The organism is Sporosarcina sp. FA15, assembly GCF_051550195.1.
GTDB classification, from domain to species: domain Bacteria; phylum Bacillota; class Bacilli; order Bacillales_A; family Planococcaceae; genus Sporosarcina; species Sporosarcina psychrophila.
This window is the reverse complement of record NZ_CP188818.1, coordinates 588,130-605,535: the sequence shown is the minus strand read 5'-3', so window position 1 is coordinate 605,535 and position 17,406 is coordinate 588,130. Positions and strand designations below refer to the sequence as shown.

Genomic DNA, 17,406 nt, shown 5'->3' with positions numbered 1-17,406 from the left:
TGTAAGGCGCCTTTGCTTGGTTTATACAGGTATACATTGGTTAACTTAAACAGTGGAATTATTTCAATTCAACAACAGTAACGCCGTGTCCGCCTTCACTGGCTTCGCCAAATCGGTACGTTTTCACGCGGCTGTGATTTTTCAAGAATTGCTGGATACCTTGCCTTAACGCCCCTGTCCCTTTGCCATGAATAATCGACACTTGGTGATAATTTGATAGGAGCGCATCGTCCAAATACTTCTCTGTGCGGAAAATTGCATCTTCATAGCGTTCTCCCCGCAGGTCGAGTTCCATTTTAACATGTGTATCTCGTCCCGCTACTGAAGTTGATACATACTGTTTTTTCTCTTTTTCAGGTTTAACAAATTCCAGTCCTGATTGATCAAGCTTCATCTTCAAAATACCAATTTGGACAATCCATTCATGATCTGAAACTTTATCAATGAGCGTCCCTTTTTGACCATAACTGAGCACTTTCACTTCGTCACCTGTTTGAAGGGCCCTTGGCGCTGCCTTCGCTTTCACTGCCTTCTTCTTCGCTTCAGCAGGAGCAGCGCCTTCAAGACGTTTTCGAGCTTCAATCAATTCGTGTTCTTTTACGTTTGCCCCCACATTCAGGCGCATTGCACGTAAATCTGAAATGATTGCTTCCGATTCACGCTTCGCATCTTCGATGATTTTTTTGGCTTTCTCTTTTGCTTTTTCTTCCATTCGTTCTTTCTTGTTATCGAACTCCGCTAGTTTTTCTTCCAATTCACGTTTCAAACGATCCGTTTCTAGTAAGATGTCATGCGTCTCTTCTGCATCTTTTTCTGATTGCACACGGCTTGTCTCAAGCGAAAGGATCATTGAATCGACTTCACCGCGATCTGTACCCGTGAATTTTTTCGCCCGATCAATAACCCAGTCCTGCAATCCTAGTCGCTTTGAAATTTCAAACGCATTACTGCGTCCTGGAACGCCTATTAACAAACGGTACGTAGGACTAAGCGTGTCAACATCAAATTCAACACTTGCATTGGCAACGCCTGGACGGTTATAGCCATATGCTTTCAACTCTGGATAATGAGTTGTTGCCATTACTCTTGCACCACGTCCATGCACTTCATCCAGAATCGAGATGGCAAGTGCCGCCCCTTCCTGCGGATCCGTACCCGAACCGAGCTCATCGAATATAATAAGGGAACGGTCATCGTATTTCTCTAAAATATCGACGATGTTCACCATATGTGAAGAGAATGTACTAAGGCTTTGCTCAATCGATTGCTCGTCTCCAATATCAGCATAGATAGAATCGAACACTGCAACTTCAGAGCCGTCGAGTGCCGGTATAGGAAGTCCTGCCTGTGCCATTAGCGTACATAATCCTACCGTTTTTAATGTGACCGTTTTCCCGCCCGTATTAGGTCCGGTAATAACGATGGTTGTGATATCTTTACCGAATTCAATTGTATTCGCAACTGCTTCTTCCATCGACAACAAGGGATGTCGCGCTTTCGTTAGACGAATATAGCCTTTATTGTTCACTTCGGGCTTCGTGCATTTATGCGCTTTGCCAAATTTTGCTTTCGCAAGGATAACGTCGATTTCAGACAGTATCGCAACAAGGGTGAATAAATCATGTGCGACTTCCTGCACTTTCGCGGACAGATCGATAAGGATTTTCTCGATTTCTTCCTGTTCCTGCAGTTTTAATCTTCTAATTTCATTATTTGCCTGTACGACTGCATCAGGCTCGATGAAAAGCGTTTGACCAGACGACGACATATCGTGAATAACACCACGGTAATGCGAACGATACTCCGACTTTACTGGAATCACATAACGGTCATTCCGGATAGTGACAATGGCGTCGGATAACATCGTTGCAGCATTTTTCCCACGTGTATAACTTTCCAGCTTTTCACGTACGCGGCCTTCCTGCATTCGCAAACCTTGCCGAATTGTACGTAGCGATCCTGAAGCGCTGTCGACAACATGCGCATTGTCATCAATGCATGCATTGATTTCGTGTTCCAAGCCTGTCAAAATCGGAATGGCATCTTTTTTCGCAATGAAATGCGGAATTTCAATATCTTCATCTGCCACTATCGCTTCAATGAATTGACGCAGGTTCCGGCTTGCACGGATTGTGTTGGCTGTTTCCATCAATTCATAAGCACTCAGCATGCCGCCCATTTGTGCACGTTTGGCATGGGGTCTAATATCGCTAATTCCGCCCATTGGCACATTGCCACGAACGCGAAGTATCGATAACCCTTCGTCTGTTTCCTCTAGCAGTTTTACAACTTCATCAAAATCACTAACGGGTACTAATTTCTCCATATAAGATCGACCGGCGAATGATGTGCAATGAGTTGCTGCCATATCCCGGATTTTATCGAACTCAAGTGTTTTTAAGACACGGTTTTCCAATGTCTTACACTTCCTCTCACTTCCGCACAATTTCGCGGATAAATTTATCGAGCGGCCACGTATTAACGACCGTCTCTTTTTTCAACCATGCTTTTTTACCGTAGTTTACGCCAGTAGTCATATAATTTAGTTGTTCAATTGCATGTGCATCTGTATTAATGGCAATAGTAACTCCAGCTTCCTGCGCCATAATCAGATGATCAGTCGCAAGGTCGAGCCGATATGGGTTCGCATTCAACTCAAGTATTTTACCATACTCCTTCGCCCACTGAATAAGTTGGGGTACATCAGGATTATAACCTTCCCGTTGACCAACGATTCGACCGGTCGGGTGTGCAATCATATCGACGTGCGGATTTTTCATAGCCGTATGGAGCCGTTCCATAATCAATTCCTGTGATTGACTGAAATTAGAGTGAATAGAAGCAATGACAAAATCTAACTCACTTAGCAGTTCATCATCAAAATCCAGTGTAGCGTCAGGAAGGATGTCCATTTCCGTTCCGCAAAAAATTTCGATATCATCATATTCTTTATTCAACGAACGGATCTCCACGATTTGTTCACGTATTCGTTCAGGTGTTAGTCCGTTCGCAACTTTGAGATACTGCGTATGGTCTGTGATAACCATATAAGAATAGCCCTTAGCACGACAGGCCTCAACCATTTCACGGATTGAGTACGCTCCGTCCGACCATGTTGTATGCATATGAAGGTCCGAACGGATGTCCTCGATCGCTACCAAGCCGGCTAGTTCATCGACACGATCGATTTCACTGCCATTTCTGCGCACTGCAGGCGGGATGAACGGCAAACCGAAGTGAGCGAAAAATTGTTCTTCTGAATCGAATGTCTCGATGGAACCATCTTCATTCTCCACTCCGTATTCACTTATTTTCATTCCTCTAGATTTCGCAAGTTGGCGCATTTTGACGTTATGGTCTTTCGAGCCAGTGAAATGATGAATAGCACTTGCGAATTGTTCTGCTTTCACGAAGCGGAAATCGGCGTCAATCGCCTCTTCCAAGTCGAGTGTTACAGACAGTTTCGCATCCCCTGCCGCAATCGTCGCAACCAGAGGTAATGTGGCAAGTAGCTTTTCCCGTACAGTTGCGGGCTCGTCCGTCACAATGATGAAATCGACGTCACTACTTTCCTCTTCCGTTCGACGGTAACTTCCAGCGACAGAAAAATGTTTAATCTCTGGTATCAAACGAAGTTCCTGCTCAACAAATGTAACAACCTTCTCCATTTGCCAATGCGGAAATTTCCCTTGACGAGTTCCTAAGATTTCAATTTCGCTCAACATATTCTCTTCTGTCTTCTTGCCGAAACCAGCTACTTTACTTACTTCCCCTGCCATGCATGCCGCATGGAGCGATTCAACCGAATCGATGCCAATCGCTTCCCGTAGTTTGGCGATTTTCTTGCCACCTAGGCCTGGTATTTTCAACAATGGAATAAGCCCTTTTGGCACAGCTTCTTCCAGTTCTTTCAGCAGATCAGACTCTTCTTTTTCTAGCAAATCGGTAATGACAGCACCCGTGCCTTTGCCAATCCCTTTCAACTTTAAAATATCATCCATTTCGGATAAACTGCGTGGATCTAGTTCAAGCACGTTGGCCGCTTTTCTAAATGCTGCTACTTTGAAATGGTTTTCCCCAAGCAACTCCATATATAAAGCGATTTTTTCAAACGTGCGAATGATTGTTTTTTTATTCACTATAAGCCCTCCTGTTCTGATATACGGAAGCGTCCTTTTGCATTCGGCCGCTGCGGATAGACAATTCTAGAAAAAAGCTTCCCTCCAAAAAGGGGGAAGCCGTCAGTTTGTATAAATGTACCACCATTTTTTCACAGTTTCAGATAACACCGGCGTATGTTCAAACATCGACTTAGCAAGCAATGAATTGCTTATCCTTTCTTGGATAAACTCTATCGGTAGCATAGCCAGCAGATAGAGAACAAGGAACATAAGTATATAGAATTCGATAAATCCGAACAAAGCTCCCGCAATACGTGCAACGAAACCGAGGACGGGCAAATACTTCAGGAAATCAAACATAGATGCAATGAGCTGCAATCCAAATTTGACAACAAGAAATATCAAAACAAATGCCAGTAATTGATAGAACGTCCCATCTAGATCAAGTTGTTCAACTGTCATGGATAATTTTGAACCGGCAGTCACACCTGGATAAGGAACCCAAAGAACAAATGCTTCCGCAAGTTGTTTATAGTACGTATAAGCGACGACAAGTGCGATGATGAAACCTGTCATATGTATAATTTGGACAATGAGTCCCCGTCTGAATCCAGTTACGAGTCCCCCAAATAGGAGGATAATAATTAATAAATCAAGCATGTAATACCGTCAACCCTTCAGCTTATTCAATTCTACTTCTAATTGTTCAATTTGCATTTTTAATTTAAGATTATCATGTACACTATTAACGGCGGTTAGCACAGCGATTTTTGTACTGTCGAGATAAGGGTTATGGGCACTGATTTCCCTCATCCTTTCATCGACCATCGAGGCGACCAGCCGCATATGAGTGCTTGTTTCGGTACCGACCATTTTATAGGTCTGTCCGTATATGTCAACTGCTATGCGTGTCTTCTGTTCGTCTGCCAATGATACGACCTCCCACATAAAAAACTCTGTTATTAATCATACCACGAAATGGTTTTAGTTGTGAATTAAGTCGACGAGAGGAAGTTATAAATTGAGTAATCAAGTTATTATTGTAAACAGTCAAGATATGAAAAAAGTGATAAATCATTACACGTCTTCAAAAGTCTTACGCAACGCTCCTGGCGTCGTCTTTGCAGCGAAACTACCTGATACCTCAATCACAGCCTACAAGTCCGGAAAAGTACTATTCCAGGGCGCAGGATCTGAACGAGAAGCCGCGCGTTGGGGTACTGCAGAAGTTAAAGCGGGGTCGGCCGCATTGAAAACAAAAGGTGATGTGCTGCCAGACCGCTTAGCACAGTTATCCGTTCTCGGGTCAGATGAAACAGGAACGGGTGATTTCTTCGGGCCTGTTACTGTTGCAGCTTGTTTCGTCCGTGCCGATCAAATAGAGCTTGTTCGCGAACTTGGTGTAAAAGATTCAAAAATGCTAACAGATGACCTCATGCGAAAAATCGCACCTGATTTACAGGAGGCGCTCATTTATAGTGTGCTGACGCTTGAAAACGAGAAATACAATGATGTACAAGCGAGCGGCTGGTCTCAGGGAAAGATTAAAGCCCTCCTTCATAATCAGGCACTTAAGCATGTACTCCGGAAAATGGACGGAGAGAAACCCGATTATATTTTGATTGACCAATTTGCAGAGCGCGGCATTTATTATAATCACATCAAAGCGGAGTCTGAAATTGTGCGAGAGAATGTGCTGTTTTCGACAAAAGCGGAAGGTCTTCATATGTCGGTTGCAGCTGCGTCAATTATTGCACGTGTTGCATTTTTAGAAGAGATGGACCGGTTGAGTGGGATTGCAGGAATGACACTGCCAAAAGGCGCGGGACCGAGAGTGGATGAGGTGGCCGCCAAGATTTTATTGAAAAGCGGTGAAGATACGTTGAAATCACTGACGAAGTGGCATTTTGCGAATGCAGGGAAAGCTAAGAATCTCGCGGCTAGGAAAAGACGGTGAGTTTTTGACGTGTAATCACAACTTTCGAATTCTAATACCAACTTTGAGAATCTAATACCAACTTTTGAATTCTAATCTCAACTCTTCGTTTTCGCGAAAATCTAAGCAACAAATGCCAAAGTAATTACTGTAATTGCAACTTTACGTTTTTAATGGCAACTCTAAGATTCTAATTTCAATTTTTCAAACGTAGTTGCAACTTTTCTTTTCTAATTGCATTTCCCCAAAAAGAGGCACACAGAATAGAATTCTGTGTGCCTCTTGATTTTAGTTATCCGCGAAGCAAAGCTCCTGCTTCTGTTGTTAACGCGTTCAATACTTTTTCATGCGCTTTGACGACTTCTTCGTCTGTCAATGTGCGCTCAGAATCTGAATATGTCAGTGAGAACGCAAGTGATTTCTTGCCATCTTCAACATTGTCCCCTTCGTAAAGGTCAAACAATCTAACGTCTTTCAACAATTTACCACCAGCGCTGCGAATAACGTTTTCAAGCATACCTGCTGATGTATCGCTCGAAACGACAAGCGCGATGTCCCTTGAACTCGATGGGAAACGTGGAACCTGGGTATATAAAAGTTCTTCCGTTTCAACTGCCAAAATTTTAGCAAGGTTCATTTCCATTACATATGTGTTTTTCAAATCACGTTTTTTCTGTTCTGTCGGGTGAATTTGTCCAATCAAACCAATCCGTTCGGCATTATAGAAAATGTTTGCTGTCCGTCCAGGATGCATCCCGTCAAGAACAGTTTGTTCGAATGACAGACCTTCAGAAAGACCGAGACTATCCATCATGCCTTCGACAATTCCTTTTAGAACGAAGAAGTCGACCGATTTCGTTTCAGCTTGCCATGCATGGTCAACCCATTTCCCAGTAATAACAGCTGCAACATGTTCAACTTCTTGCGGCAGTCCATCTTCCTCTTCACCAAGGAATACCGATCCAGTTTCATAAAGTGCTACCGAATCCATACGGCGTGCAACGTTGTATGTTGCAGCCTCAAGGAGATGCGGGATAAGACTTTGCCGAAGGATACTGCGGTCTTCACTCATCGGCATCAGAAGTTCTGTAACAGGTGCTGTTTCAAGTGCGTAGCTTTGTGCCTGTTCCTTAGATGTTAATGAATACGTCAGTGCCTGGAAGAGTCCTGCGCCTTCAAGGAACGCTCTAACTGTACGACGTTTCGCTTGATACGGCGACAACCCACCCGGCGTCGATTCCGTTATTGGAAGTGTCATTGGAATCAAGTCATAGCCGTACATCCGTGCAATCTCTTCGATAATATCTTCTTGGATTCGAAGATCCTGCCTGCGTGTCGGTGCGTCAATGATCAATTTTCCGTTCACCGCTTCTGTAGGGATTTGTAATCCGTCTAAAATAGCTAGCATTTCTTCAAGAGGGATCTTCATACCAAGGCGATTGTTAATATAATCCGGTGAAACAGTAATGCGTACAGGCGTTTTATCGAGTTCATCAACAATGACAGATCCAGCAAGCACTTCGCCCCCCGCAATTTCAGCCATAAGCTGTGCGGCACGTTCTGCTGCTGCTTCGACTCGATTAGGATCGACTCCTTTTTCAAAACGTGTACTCGCATCACTACGAAGTCCAAGCTCTCTCGAAGTACGGCGGACAGATCCTGATGAGAAGTAAGCAGATTCGATGACAACCGTCGTCGTTCCATCATGTACTTCCGTATTTAATCCGCCCATTACGCCAGCAATCGCTACAGGTTCTTTACCATTCGTAATAACAAGTTGATGCGCTTCCAGTGTCCGTTCAGTATCATCCAATGTCATGATTTTTTCACCTTGTTCCGCAAGACGGACAGCGATTTCACCTGTTCCAAGACGGTCATAGTCAAATGCATGAAGCGGCTGACCGTATTCCATCAGGACAAAGTTTGTAATATCGACAACGTTATTATGTGGACGTACTCCAGCAGCCATTAAACGGTTTTGAAGCCATAACGGCGATGCTTCTACTTTAACGTTTTTAACGACTTTCGCTACGTACATCGGATTTTCTTCTTTTGCATCGATACGCAGTTTCAGCATATCTTCGGCTTTTTCATTTGAAGCCGTGTAGTTAATTTCAGGGAGTTGTATACCTTGTGATAAAATCGCTCCAACTTCATACGCAACGCCTATCATGCTGAGTGCGTCTGAACGGTTAGGCGTTAAATCGAATTCAAGCACTTGATCATCAAGACCAAGCAGCGGGAGTGCGGATTCACCTGGTACAGCTGATTCAGGAAGCACATAGATTCCTTCTGCATATGCTTTTGGTACAAGCTTGCCTTCAATTGCAAGCTCTTGAAGTGAACAGATCATTCCGTTCGATTCCTCACCACGCAGTTTTGCCTTTTTAATCTTCATGCCGCCTGGTAGTACTGCACCTGGACGTGCAACAATGACTTTTTGCCCTTCTGCAACGTTGGGAGCACCACAAATAATTTGTGTAGTTTCTTCCCCAACATCCACTTGACAAATATTCAACTTATCCGCTTCAGGATGTTTCACACATTCCAACACATAACCCACAACTATGTTCGTCATACCATGCGAACGGTCGATGATGGAATCAACTTCAATGCCCGAACGTGTAATTTTCTCCGCAAGGTCTGCCGTAGAAATTCCCTCTATATTTACATATTCACTTAACCATTTTGTAGATACTAACATATTCGTCTCCTCCTCAAGCTTCCGTCCGGTGGAATTGCGATACGAACCGCACGTCATTTGTATAGAAATGACGGATATCTTCCACACCATATTTCAACATTGCAATACGTTCAGGTCCCATACCGAAAGCGAAACCTGATACAACAGCGGGGTCATAACCAGCCATTTCCAGTACATTCGGGTGTACCATACCGGCACCTAAAATTTCGATCCAGCCTGTTTTCTTACAAACGTTACAGCCGTTTCCGCCACATTTAAAACATGAAATATCCATTTCAACAGACGGTTCCGTGAATGGGAAGAAGCTCGGACGCAGACGGATTTCACGCTCATCGCCAAACATTTTTTTAGCGAATAAAGAAAGTGTCCCTTTCAAGTCGCTCATGCGGATATCTTCACCAATAACAAGCCCTTCAATTTGCGTGAATTGATGAGAATGCGTCGCATCGTCACTATCACGACGGTACACTTTACCTGGGCATATAATCTTAATCGGCGCGCCGCCTTTCGCTTCCATCGTCCGTGCTTGAACTGGAGACGTATGTGTACGAAGAAGAATATCTTCGGATATGTAGAACGAATCTTGCATATCACGTGCTGGATGGCCTTTTGGCAAGTTCAGCGCTTCAAAGTTGTAATAATCTTTCTCAACTTCAGGACCCTCAGCAATTTCATAGCCCATGCTGATGAAGAAGTCTTCGATTTCCTCAACAACACGTGTTAACGGATGGTGATTTCCAGTACGTGCAGGACGTCCAGGCAATGTTACATCAATCGATTCTTTTTCAAGCTGTTCGTTGATGGCTAATTCTTCAAGTTTCGCCATACGGTCTTCGAGCACTTCTGTCACTGCCTCACGAATAACATTGACAAGCGCCCCCATTTTCGGACGTTCTTCAGCAGGAAGTTTCCCCATGCCTTTCAGCAAATCAGTAATTGGCCCTTTTTTCCCTAAGTAGGCTACACGAACTTCATTCAATGATTTTACATCTGAAGCTGCTTCAATTTTTGCAAGCGCCTCTACTTTCAACAGTTCTAATTGTGCTTCCATGTCAATTCTCCTTTCAAAATAAAAAAAGTGTAGGGCGTCTGGCGCCCGAAACTAGACGAAATAAAAACCCCGCCCCTTAAAAAAGGGACGAGGACGATTTCGCGGTACCACCCTGATTATCATACCCGAAGATATGATCACTCAAATCGGAATAACGGTCCGGCACCGGCACACCTTTACAGCTTACGCTGGTCCTGGCGGCAGCTCACGGGGTGAACTTCGACAATCATTTACCCATCTGCGCTTTCAGTCAAGGCGCGGACTCCCTTTCGGCTCATGTATTGTTTACTTTTCCCGATCATTGCTTTTCATTTCTGTTCATAACCAATAGTATACCCGATTATGATTTGATCATCAACAACATGCTAGTTTTCACACTTTAGAATACGTATATAGCAGGATGCCCGTTGCCACTGCGACGTTTAACGATTCTGCTTTGCCGTACATTGGAATCTTGACCGTATTATCCGCCATCTCAAGCAAATCCGGATTGACGCCACTGCCTTCATTTCCAACAATTAATGCAAATTCGTCTTGTGGCCAGATATCAGAATGATTTACAGCATTTTTCAATCCTGTCCCTAAAACTTGGATGCCCGCTTCTTTCGCCTTAGCCGTCCATTCAATAAGATCACCCTTGACGATTGGAATATTGAAATGTGAGCCTTGCGCAGAACGTACTGTTTTCGGGTTATACGAATCAGCGGTCCCCATTCCAAGAATAACTGCATCCATTCCAGCAGCATCTGCCGTCCGAATCATCGTTCCGACATTACCAGGATCCTGGACTGCGTCAATTAACAAAAGTTTTTTCCATGCTGAATAATCCTCTTCGGCATGCTCCGGCTGACGGCAATGTGCATAAATACCCTGCGACTGCTCCGTTTCCGAAATTTCTTTCGCAATTGCCTCTGTTATCTCAACAAGCTTTACACCTTCGATAGACCATCCTTGAGGTATTTCAACTCCGTCACGGGTGATCAACGCGAGAATTGTCCCGTTACTTTTTAATGCCTCTTCGACGAGATGAAAACCTTCGACAAGGAATTCTTTCGACTGATCGCGTTCTTTTCGTGTTGTGACAAGCTTTTTCCAATGTTTCACGAGTGCGTTTTGTGATGATTCAATTCGTTTCATATGTACGTTACCGCCTTTTTCTTTTCAGTGTATCAAATGACGGTATAGTTGGCGATATTTGTGTCCAAAATGAAAGTGGGAGGTTGATAAAATGGATTTTCAAATAAGAGATGCCATTTCAGCAAACATGACGAATAATACAGCGGATGATATCCGTAACGTTGTGGAAGATGCTATTAAACGAGGTGAAGAGCACCTGTTACCTGGACTAGGGGTGTTTTTCGAAAAGCTATGGAATCATGCAGGAGAACAAGAAAAAACAAAGATGGCCGGAGAGCTAGCACAAGTATTTGCGGCAAGTTGAATTATGCAAAGATTTCACGGAGCACTATCACCGGCGCAATCTTCTATCACGGCGTTTGGATAAACGTAAAGCCGCTCAATTAATGAGCGGCTTTTGTATTTTAAGAACTAGCTATTTTCCAAAAAGAAATTAAAGTCCTTCGGCGTTGCAAAGCCAAATACAAGTATCCATAATGCAATACTGATGGTCATCCATATTGTTGTGTTCACTTTGCTTGCTCCATACAATAACCCGATGAGTGCGGCGGTATGCGTGCCAATCCAGGCATGCCGTATTTACTTCAAATTCATTTTCCCCATTCGTTCCGACTCGAATTCCTTTTTCCACGACCCCATCTATCCACTTTTTAAAGCAGTGAAAATAGAAAGAAAAACTCGAAGAAAAGTATATTGGAAAATCCGAAAAATTTTATAGTCGTTTTAGTATTTGCATTGATTAATGTTATATTGTATTTGTTCATGAAAAAATCGAAAAATGTGAATTCAAAATAACTACAACTGATTTATTACATAATTTTAAAAGGAGTTTATGACTAATGGCAACTGATTATAAAAGTATTGTAGTAGCTGTAGATGGTTCAAAAGAGGCCGATTTTGCATTTCGTAAATCACTTGAGATTGCATATCGAAATCAAGGATCACAATTAAACCTCGTTAACATTATTGATACGCGCTACTTGGGACCACTTGATAAAGAAATTGCTGGGCAAGTCAAAGAACAATCTCAACAAATTTTAGAACGCTATAAAGCACGCGCAGCAGCTGCTCGCGTTGAAAATGTAACTATCATTATTGAATATGGTTCACCTAAAACGGTGATTACAAAAGAGATTGCTAAATTGGTGAAGGCAGACTTAATTATTTGCGGCGCTACGGGGCATACGCCAGTAGAGCGCTACTTAATTGGTTCTGTATCTGAAGCAATCGTACGTTCAGCTAAATGCGATGTTTTAGTCGTCCGTACGCCTGCTGAATGAATAATAAAAAAATCGCTCAGACTTTTCAAAAAGTCTGAGCGATTTTTTTAGATATTTTGTGTATTCGTTTGAACTGCGGCTTTTCTATCTTGCGCTGCGTGCATTTTAACCATTACTAAACGTGCAAATGGTTGGATAACTACGCTCTCTAAAAATAGGGCGAGTAAGAAGTTACGGGGCCAGATTTGGATAAAGTGTGCAAAGATATCAGTTGTAAAACCATCCCCAATGATAACCCCAACAAATGTCATTGTAAATGACATACCTAATACTGTGAAAATTGTACGGAACATAATACGAGCAGCAAAACCATCTGTTGGCGAAATGAATTTAGATGATAAAAATTCTGCAAAACGACCGATTGCTACCGGTTCAATTATCATGACGAAAACCCAAATAATAGGTAACACGATTAGCATGTTCATTGCAACATCTTTGTTGAAGCCTCCAGCAGCAAGGATCATATTGATTGGTCCCATTGTTAATACTGATAATGTTACGATAATTGCGCCAAATAACGCGCCCTCTTTACCGTTTTTCGGTAGTCTGTTTTCTTGATGCATAGTTTGTTTTTCTTCCTTTCAAAATTCATATTTGAGACCTACGTTAAATACATCGATGAATATGCCAATAACAAATCACGCTATGGAGTGAATAATCGTAAGATATATCAATAAAACCGCAGTAAATGTAATTTACACTAAAGATGCACTCAGTTTAACAAACACAATATTAACGGGTTCTGTCGAATTCACTTGTTCACTTTTAATATACCCGGCAATAATGTGGCAATTGTTTTCAAAGGTGTTGCGGATTTTTGCGTCAAACAAAGCATCATTGCACCCTCAATCGAAGCTGTCATCAACAATGCGATAGCGGAAGCTGATTCACTCGAATAGCCTTCCGTTATAAGTTTCTCATAGTAAAGGTGTTGAATGTTTTCATATAGAGCACTACAAGCAGTACGGACTGGTTCACTCATCGTTGCCATTTCACTGACAATGCTACTAAATGTATAGCCGATAATGGTGCCACTTTTTTCAAAATCCCGAATTAACTTATCAATCATTGAGAGTATTGCGTCCTTAGCTGATAGATGCCTGCTGAAAATAGCTTTGATATCTGTGGTAATGGCCTCATTTAAACCTTGTAAACAAATAATCAATAATTCTTCTTTTCCGTTTGGAAAATGATGATAGAGCGCTCCTTTTGTAACATTACAAGCTTTTAAAATCTCGTTAAGTCCAACATTTTTATATCCTTTTTGTTGAAAAAGGGTCGTAGCAGTATCAATTAATTGCGATTTTATATCCATATATGATGTATCTCCTTCCACATACCAACTGGTCTGTTTGTAAGTATAACAAAATTTTACCCAGAATTACAGTTTTCATTTTTTCGAATTTCAGATGACAAAGAACACGCCTTATTTGAAGGGGTTATTTTAGAATTCTAGGAGTTTTTTCTTAGCGATAGGCGGAGGAATATCCATGAATATTCTTTTAAATTTAATTGACAAGAAGACTATACGTATTTTATAGGAGCGGATTCTCTTTTCGAAGAGCTTAATTTCATTTTCATCATAGATAGCGGCTTAGGCTTTTATCTATTGAAAAAGTAGGGAAACCATTCTTCTGGTTTCCCTACTTTTATTTTTCAGATTCTTTTTTAGGTGCCTGTATGATTGGTTGCTCGGCTGCTGTAGAAATTTCTTCTTTAGCTCTTTTTACTTTCAGCTTAAAATATTCGTCTACTGCTTGTTGGATAATTTTATTTTGAGCGCCAGTTGTGTGATCTCCTGGCTTTGTAGTAATGTTTGGGATAAGAACCGCATAAGCAATTTCCGGATTTTCGTAAGGTGCAAACCCCACATGGGATAGATTGATTGTCGATTTCCCTGAACTGAATGCTTGTGCGGTTCCCGTCTTCCCTGCTCCATCATAGTCTTTTCCAGCAAAATGATTCGAGGCCGTTCCTTTAGGTGCATAATACACGTAATGCATACCACGCTTCACTTGATCAATTTCCGCATCAGTACTCTGAATCCTATTTAAAATATTGACCTCTGTTTCTTGAATGAGAGAACCAAGAATTTCACCATCCTCAGATGGTTCGCGTATTTCTTTTAATACTTTTGGAGCTATCCGATAACCGCCATTTGCAATTGTTGAGACATATTGAGCCAATTGAAGTGTTGTATAGGTATCGAACTGCCCGATGGATAAATCCATTAAAATACCGATTGAATTACTATCGCCAATCAGACCGCGTGACTCCCCCGGTAAGTCAATGCCAGTTTTTGTTCCAAGTCCAAAAGACGCGAAAGATTGTCGGAACGTATCAAATGCATTTTCCCTAATGCGTTTCGCTCCTTCAGTGCTGTTGTTAGAATCCGCCATAGCCATTGCGATACGGAACATATAAACGTTCGAAGACTTGCCGATTGCTTCAATATCAGTTACAGCAACCCTAGAGTCTTGATTAAACAGCGATCTTTTTGTAATTCCACCGATTCTAATCGGTTCATCTATCTTCGTTTCGCCGATACGTACCACATTTTCCTGATACCCCGTAAGAAGCGTCGCCATCTTCACTGTTGATCCCGCTTCATGGAGCGCAGTAAATGTACCATATGCATAGTCCCATATTTCAAGTTTTCCTGTTTCCGGATTCGTAACGACTTGCTTACCTACAAGTGAAAGAACTTCACCGTTATTTGGATTCATCATAACTACAAAAGCCCTGTCCAATTCTCCGGTATTTGGCCCTCCTTTCAATTCCAACAGTTTATCCGATACAATACTTTCAATTGCCTGATTCAGTTCACTATCAATCGTCAGAATAAGATCCTTTCCAGGTTCGCCTTGTCGGATTGTTTTCGTTTCGATGACACGCCCGCTACGATCTTTAATATTCTTCACAATTGTTTTTTGCCCTTTTAACAAATCTTCATAATACTGCTCAATATAACTTTTTCCAACACGGTCATTTCCTGAATAATCCCGTGCCAAGAAATAATTCTCACGGGATTTAGGAATACCTTCAATGGGGCTCGTGGTTGTCCCTAAAATCGTATTGTCTGATCTTCTCACACGTTCCCAATCTGTCGTTGTATCCACGCCCGGTAACTCTCCTAGACGTTCAGATACAGTTGCGAATTCCTCGTCCGTCACATTTCCACTTTTCACTATTTGCGGTGAGTATGCATAGCCCGACATCATTTCTCTGTAAATCGCAAGGACTTCTAGCTCCTCTTCCGTAAAAGAATCAATTTCTTCGTCCGTAATTCGTTTTCGTGTAAGCCTATTAATCTTCTTCTGCAATTCCGTCCGTGAAAGCTTACTATCCTTTTCAAGTCTCTCTTGTTCCTTTATAGAAACTTTTTCCGTTGCTGCTTTTGAATTCTTTAAAATCCAAAAGTCTCTCTTATCTCCAGGGGTAATCCTTTTCGTCTCTTGTTCAATCAAGACCGCAAGTTGCTCAGCAACTTTTAGCATCTCGGCTGAAGTCGTCGACGTCATTTTCGTATATGTAATGGCGTTCTTCGGATCATTATCAACTAGAACAAGCCCCATACGGTCAAATATTCTTCCCCTTGGCACACTTGTGTTGACGGGTATTTCTTCCTTTTTTTCCAACTCAAGGGAATACTCTTCACCTTTAACGATTTGTAAATAACCAAGGCGAAAAATGAGCAATGAAAATAGGACAAAGATTGAAAAAAATAGGAAGTTCATTCGCAATACGATCTGTTTTCGTTGGCGTATTTTAGCCTGATCCGCCTTGCGTATCTGTTTTTTCATTACGCCCCTCCCTCCGTTACTTATTTTGAATTATATCATTCATAATAGAAAATTCACATATTTTTACGTTCACGGAAGTATTTACCTCTCACTCAATAAGAAAAAGCTCCCCCGTAAGGAAGCCGATTCTTCAACTAAAGCATTCGGTAGTGAAATAAATTAGATGCAAAAATAATCCAGTAACAAAAAAGTGAAAAAACAATAAAGACAATAGTATACAATTAACGTTTAAAAGAGAATTACACAATCATAATTGAAATTATAAAAAGGAGCTGCTTAAGCTCCATTACTTATGCTAATGCGCTTGTTCGCTGAAAAAGAGATATAAAAACAGACCATTTAACTGGTCTGCCTATTCAAAGGTTAATTATGTCTTACATTCCCAATCTTTTCTAAGTAAACCCATAATATAAATATCATGATACTTACCAAATCTAAAGAGTTCTTCTTTTATAGTACCTTCCAAAAGAAAACCACATTTTTCATAAGAACAAATCGCCCTTTTGTTATAGCCAAATACTTGAAGTTTCACTTTATTTAAATTCATATAATTAAAAATAAAATCTACCAATACTTTCATTGAATCGGTTCCATAGCCTTTTCCTTGGTTTTCAGGTCCTATTGAAACACCAACGTGACAAGTACTACTTTTCCAGTTCACTAAGTAAACAGCGATAGTTCCAATGAATAGTTTTTCGTCTTTAAGTTCGATGGCAAACATGTAGTCATCTTTCTCAGAACTAATCTCACTAAGAAATTTCTCGTGGTCCGCCTCAGTAGGTGGAAATGGAATACCATCATTCATTAATAAACGACTTTCCATTATATCTTCAATTGCAAAGAAATTTGCATAATCCTCTTTTGTAATTTTACGTAAAGCAATTTTATTTCCTGATAAAAAACTCTCACTATAATGCTTAATCAATTTAATGTCCCCCAATTAAATTGCAGGGGTCAGCAGTAAGGGTTTGCGATATTCTACTGTGCCCTTGCGAAGTTTTTTTGTTCACTTAATTCTTTTAAAACTTCTACTGCAATGTTCGATAACATAGGCTAATCTCCCTTTTTTTTGATACTCAAAGTATACATTGAATTCGCAGAAATTTCCAACCAATTATAGTTTTTTAATTTTCAAGGGAGTTCTATAAGATAAAACATGCCCAAGAAACCTAAGTAGCTCCGGTAATGTGGATATAAGGTTGGAAGACAACAAATAACATATTGTTCAACAAGTTAAATAACATTAAACTTAGCACAAAAAATCGCTTGGATATCAATGCGGCCACTGAAAAAGTTCTTTTTCATAGTAAGAACTAGTTGATTGTAGTGAAAAGGGGCTTTTGCGAGCAAGGGTCAAGAATGACTTAATTTCTG

14 protein-coding genes and 1 other annotated feature are annotated in these 17,406 nt (G+C 41.4%); of the genes, 3 read left to right on the top strand and 11 right to left on the bottom strand.

Annotated features, from left to right (window positions below; translation table 11 throughout):
- Positions 1 to 58 precede the first annotated feature (58 nt).
- The 4 genes from ACP8HG_RS02930 to zapA all read right to left on the bottom strand — a co-directional run bounded on the left by ACP8HG_RS02930 (position 59) and on the right by zapA (position 5,069).
- The gene (locus ACP8HG_RS02930; protein WP_438298620.1) at positions 59 to 2,368 is read right to left on the bottom strand and encodes an endonuclease MutS2; all 2,310 of its coding nucleotides are present in this window, start codon (positions 2,366 to 2,368) and stop codon (positions 59 to 61) included.
- A 64-nt stretch (positions 2,369 to 2,432) separates the two neighbouring features.
- Complete coding sequence (gene polX / locus ACP8HG_RS02925) at positions 2,433 to 4,139, bottom strand: DNA polymerase/3'-5' exonuclease PolX (protein ID WP_067207829.1); 1,707 nt, start codon at positions 4,137 to 4,139, stop codon at positions 2,433 to 2,435.
- 102 nt (positions 4,140 to 4,241) lie between these two features.
- On the bottom strand, positions 4,242 to 4,781 hold the full coding sequence (locus ACP8HG_RS02920; RefSeq protein WP_067207826.1) for a CvpA family protein: 540 nt from the start codon (positions 4,779 to 4,781) through the stop codon (positions 4,242 to 4,244).
- 9 nt (positions 4,782 to 4,790) lie between these two features.
- Positions 4,791 to 5,069 (bottom strand): cell division protein ZapA, encoded by a 279-nt coding sequence (gene zapA / locus ACP8HG_RS02915; protein WP_370569982.1) that lies wholly within the window; start codon positions 5,067 to 5,069, stop codon positions 4,791 to 4,793.
- Positions 5,070 to 5,142: 73 nt separating this feature from the next.
- Here zapA and rnhC point away from each other — a divergent pair, with 73 nt between their 5' ends.
- The gene (gene rnhC, locus ACP8HG_RS02910; RefSeq protein WP_438298162.1) at positions 5,143 to 6,078 is read left to right on the top strand and encodes a ribonuclease HIII; all 936 of its coding nucleotides are present in this window, start codon (positions 5,143 to 5,145) and stop codon (positions 6,076 to 6,078) included.
- 271 nt (positions 6,079 to 6,349) lie between these two features.
- On the opposite strand, the gene pheT is transcribed toward rnhC, so the two are convergent.
- The 3 genes from pheT to ACP8HG_RS02895 all read right to left on the bottom strand — a co-directional run bounded on the left by pheT (position 6,350) and on the right by ACP8HG_RS02895 (position 10,949).
- On the bottom strand, positions 6,350 to 8,761 hold the full coding sequence (gene pheT, locus ACP8HG_RS02905) for a phenylalanine--tRNA ligase subunit beta (protein WP_438298161.1): 2,412 nt from the start codon (positions 8,759 to 8,761) through the stop codon (positions 6,350 to 6,352).
- A gap of 13 nt (positions 8,762 to 8,774) precedes the next feature.
- Positions 8,775 to 9,812: a phenylalanine--tRNA ligase subunit alpha gene (gene pheS / locus ACP8HG_RS02900; protein ID WP_354314311.1), complete on the bottom strand. Its 1,038-nt coding sequence runs from the start codon at positions 9,810 to 9,812 to the stop codon at positions 8,775 to 8,777.
- Positions 9,813 to 9,892: 80 nt separating this feature from the next.
- Positions 9,893 to 10,123: a binding site (T-box leader), on the bottom strand.
- Positions 10,124 to 10,184: 61 nt separating this feature from the next.
- Positions 10,185 to 10,949: a TrmH family RNA methyltransferase gene (locus ACP8HG_RS02895; protein WP_438298160.1), complete on the bottom strand. Its 765-nt coding sequence runs from the start codon at positions 10,947 to 10,949 to the stop codon at positions 10,185 to 10,187.
- 91 nt (positions 10,950 to 11,040) lie between these two features.
- On the opposite strand from ACP8HG_RS02895, the gene sspI reads away from it, so the two are divergent.
- Entirely contained in the window at positions 11,041 to 11,253 is a 213-nt protein-coding gene (gene sspI / locus ACP8HG_RS02890) for a small acid-soluble spore protein SspI (RefSeq protein ID WP_067207810.1), read from the top strand.
- A gap of 535 nt (positions 11,254 to 11,788) precedes the next feature.
- The gene (locus ACP8HG_RS02885; RefSeq protein WP_438298159.1) at positions 11,789 to 12,229 is read left to right on the top strand and encodes a universal stress protein; all 441 of its coding nucleotides are present in this window, start codon (positions 11,789 to 11,791) and stop codon (positions 12,227 to 12,229) included.
- Between the two features lie 47 nt (positions 12,230 to 12,276).
- On the opposite strand, the gene ACP8HG_RS02880 is transcribed toward ACP8HG_RS02885, so the two are convergent.
- The 4 genes from ACP8HG_RS02880 to ACP8HG_RS02865 form a co-directional block, all read right to left on the bottom strand.
- A complete protein-coding gene (locus ACP8HG_RS02880) occupies positions 12,277 to 12,792 on the bottom strand; it encodes a DUF2798 domain-containing protein (RefSeq protein WP_338652868.1) in 516 nt (171 codons plus the stop codon).
- Positions 12,793 to 12,980: 188 nt separating this feature from the next.
- Complete coding sequence (locus tag ACP8HG_RS02875; RefSeq protein WP_067207798.1) at positions 12,981 to 13,544, bottom strand: TetR/AcrR family transcriptional regulator; 564 nt, start codon at positions 13,542 to 13,544, stop codon at positions 12,981 to 12,983.
- A 334-nt stretch (positions 13,545 to 13,878) separates the two neighbouring features.
- Entirely contained in the window at positions 13,879 to 16,032 is a 2,154-nt protein-coding gene (locus ACP8HG_RS02870; protein ID WP_438298158.1) for a peptidoglycan D,D-transpeptidase FtsI family protein, read from the bottom strand.
- Positions 16,033 to 16,399: 367 nt separating this feature from the next.
- Positions 16,400 to 16,957 carry a GNAT family N-acetyltransferase gene (locus ACP8HG_RS02865; RefSeq protein WP_438298157.1) on the bottom strand — a complete coding sequence of 186 codons (558 nt, stop codon included), beginning with the start codon at positions 16,955 to 16,957 and terminating at the stop codon, positions 16,400 to 16,402.
- Positions 16,958 to 17,406 lie beyond the last annotated feature (449 nt).

Excerpts from the sequence above, each read along its gene's own strand:
- ACP8HG_RS02930 (WP_438298620.1), bottom strand. The coding sequence starts at position 2,368 with ATGGCAGCAACTCATTGCACATCATTCGCCGGTCGATCTTATATGGAG.
- ACP8HG_RS02920 (WP_067207826.1), bottom strand. The coding sequence starts at position 4,781 with ATGCTTGATTTATTAATTATTATCCTCCTATTTGGGGGACTCGTAACT.
- zapA (WP_370569982.1), bottom strand. The coding sequence starts at position 5,069 with ATGTGGGAGGTCGTATCATTGGCAGACGAACAGAAGACACGCATAGCA.
- pheT (WP_438298161.1), bottom strand. The coding sequence starts at position 8,761 with ATGTTAGTATCTACAAAATGGTTAAGTGAATATGTAAATATAGAGGGA.
- pheS (WP_354314311.1), bottom strand. The coding sequence starts at position 9,812 with ATGGAAGCACAATTAGAACTGTTGAAAGTAGAGGCGCTTGCAAAAATT.
- ACP8HG_RS02895 (WP_438298160.1), bottom strand. The coding sequence starts at position 10,949 with ATGAAACGAATTGAATCATCACAAAACGCACTCGTGAAACATTGGAAA.
- sspI (WP_067207810.1), top strand. The coding sequence starts at position 11,041 with ATGGATTTTCAAATAAGAGATGCCATTTCAGCAAACATGACGAATAAT.
- ACP8HG_RS02885 (WP_438298159.1), top strand. The coding sequence starts at position 11,789 with ATGGCAACTGATTATAAAAGTATTGTAGTAGCTGTAGATGGTTCAAAA.
- ACP8HG_RS02880 (WP_338652868.1), bottom strand. The coding sequence starts at position 12,792 with ATGCATCAAGAAAACAGACTACCGAAAAACGGTAAAGAGGGCGCGTTA.
- ACP8HG_RS02875 (WP_067207798.1), bottom strand. The coding sequence starts at position 13,544 with ATGGATATAAAATCGCAATTAATTGATACTGCTACGACCCTTTTTCAA.
- ACP8HG_RS02870 (WP_438298158.1), bottom strand. The coding sequence starts at position 16,032 with ATGAAAAAACAGATACGCAAGGCGGATCAGGCTAAAATACGCCAACGA.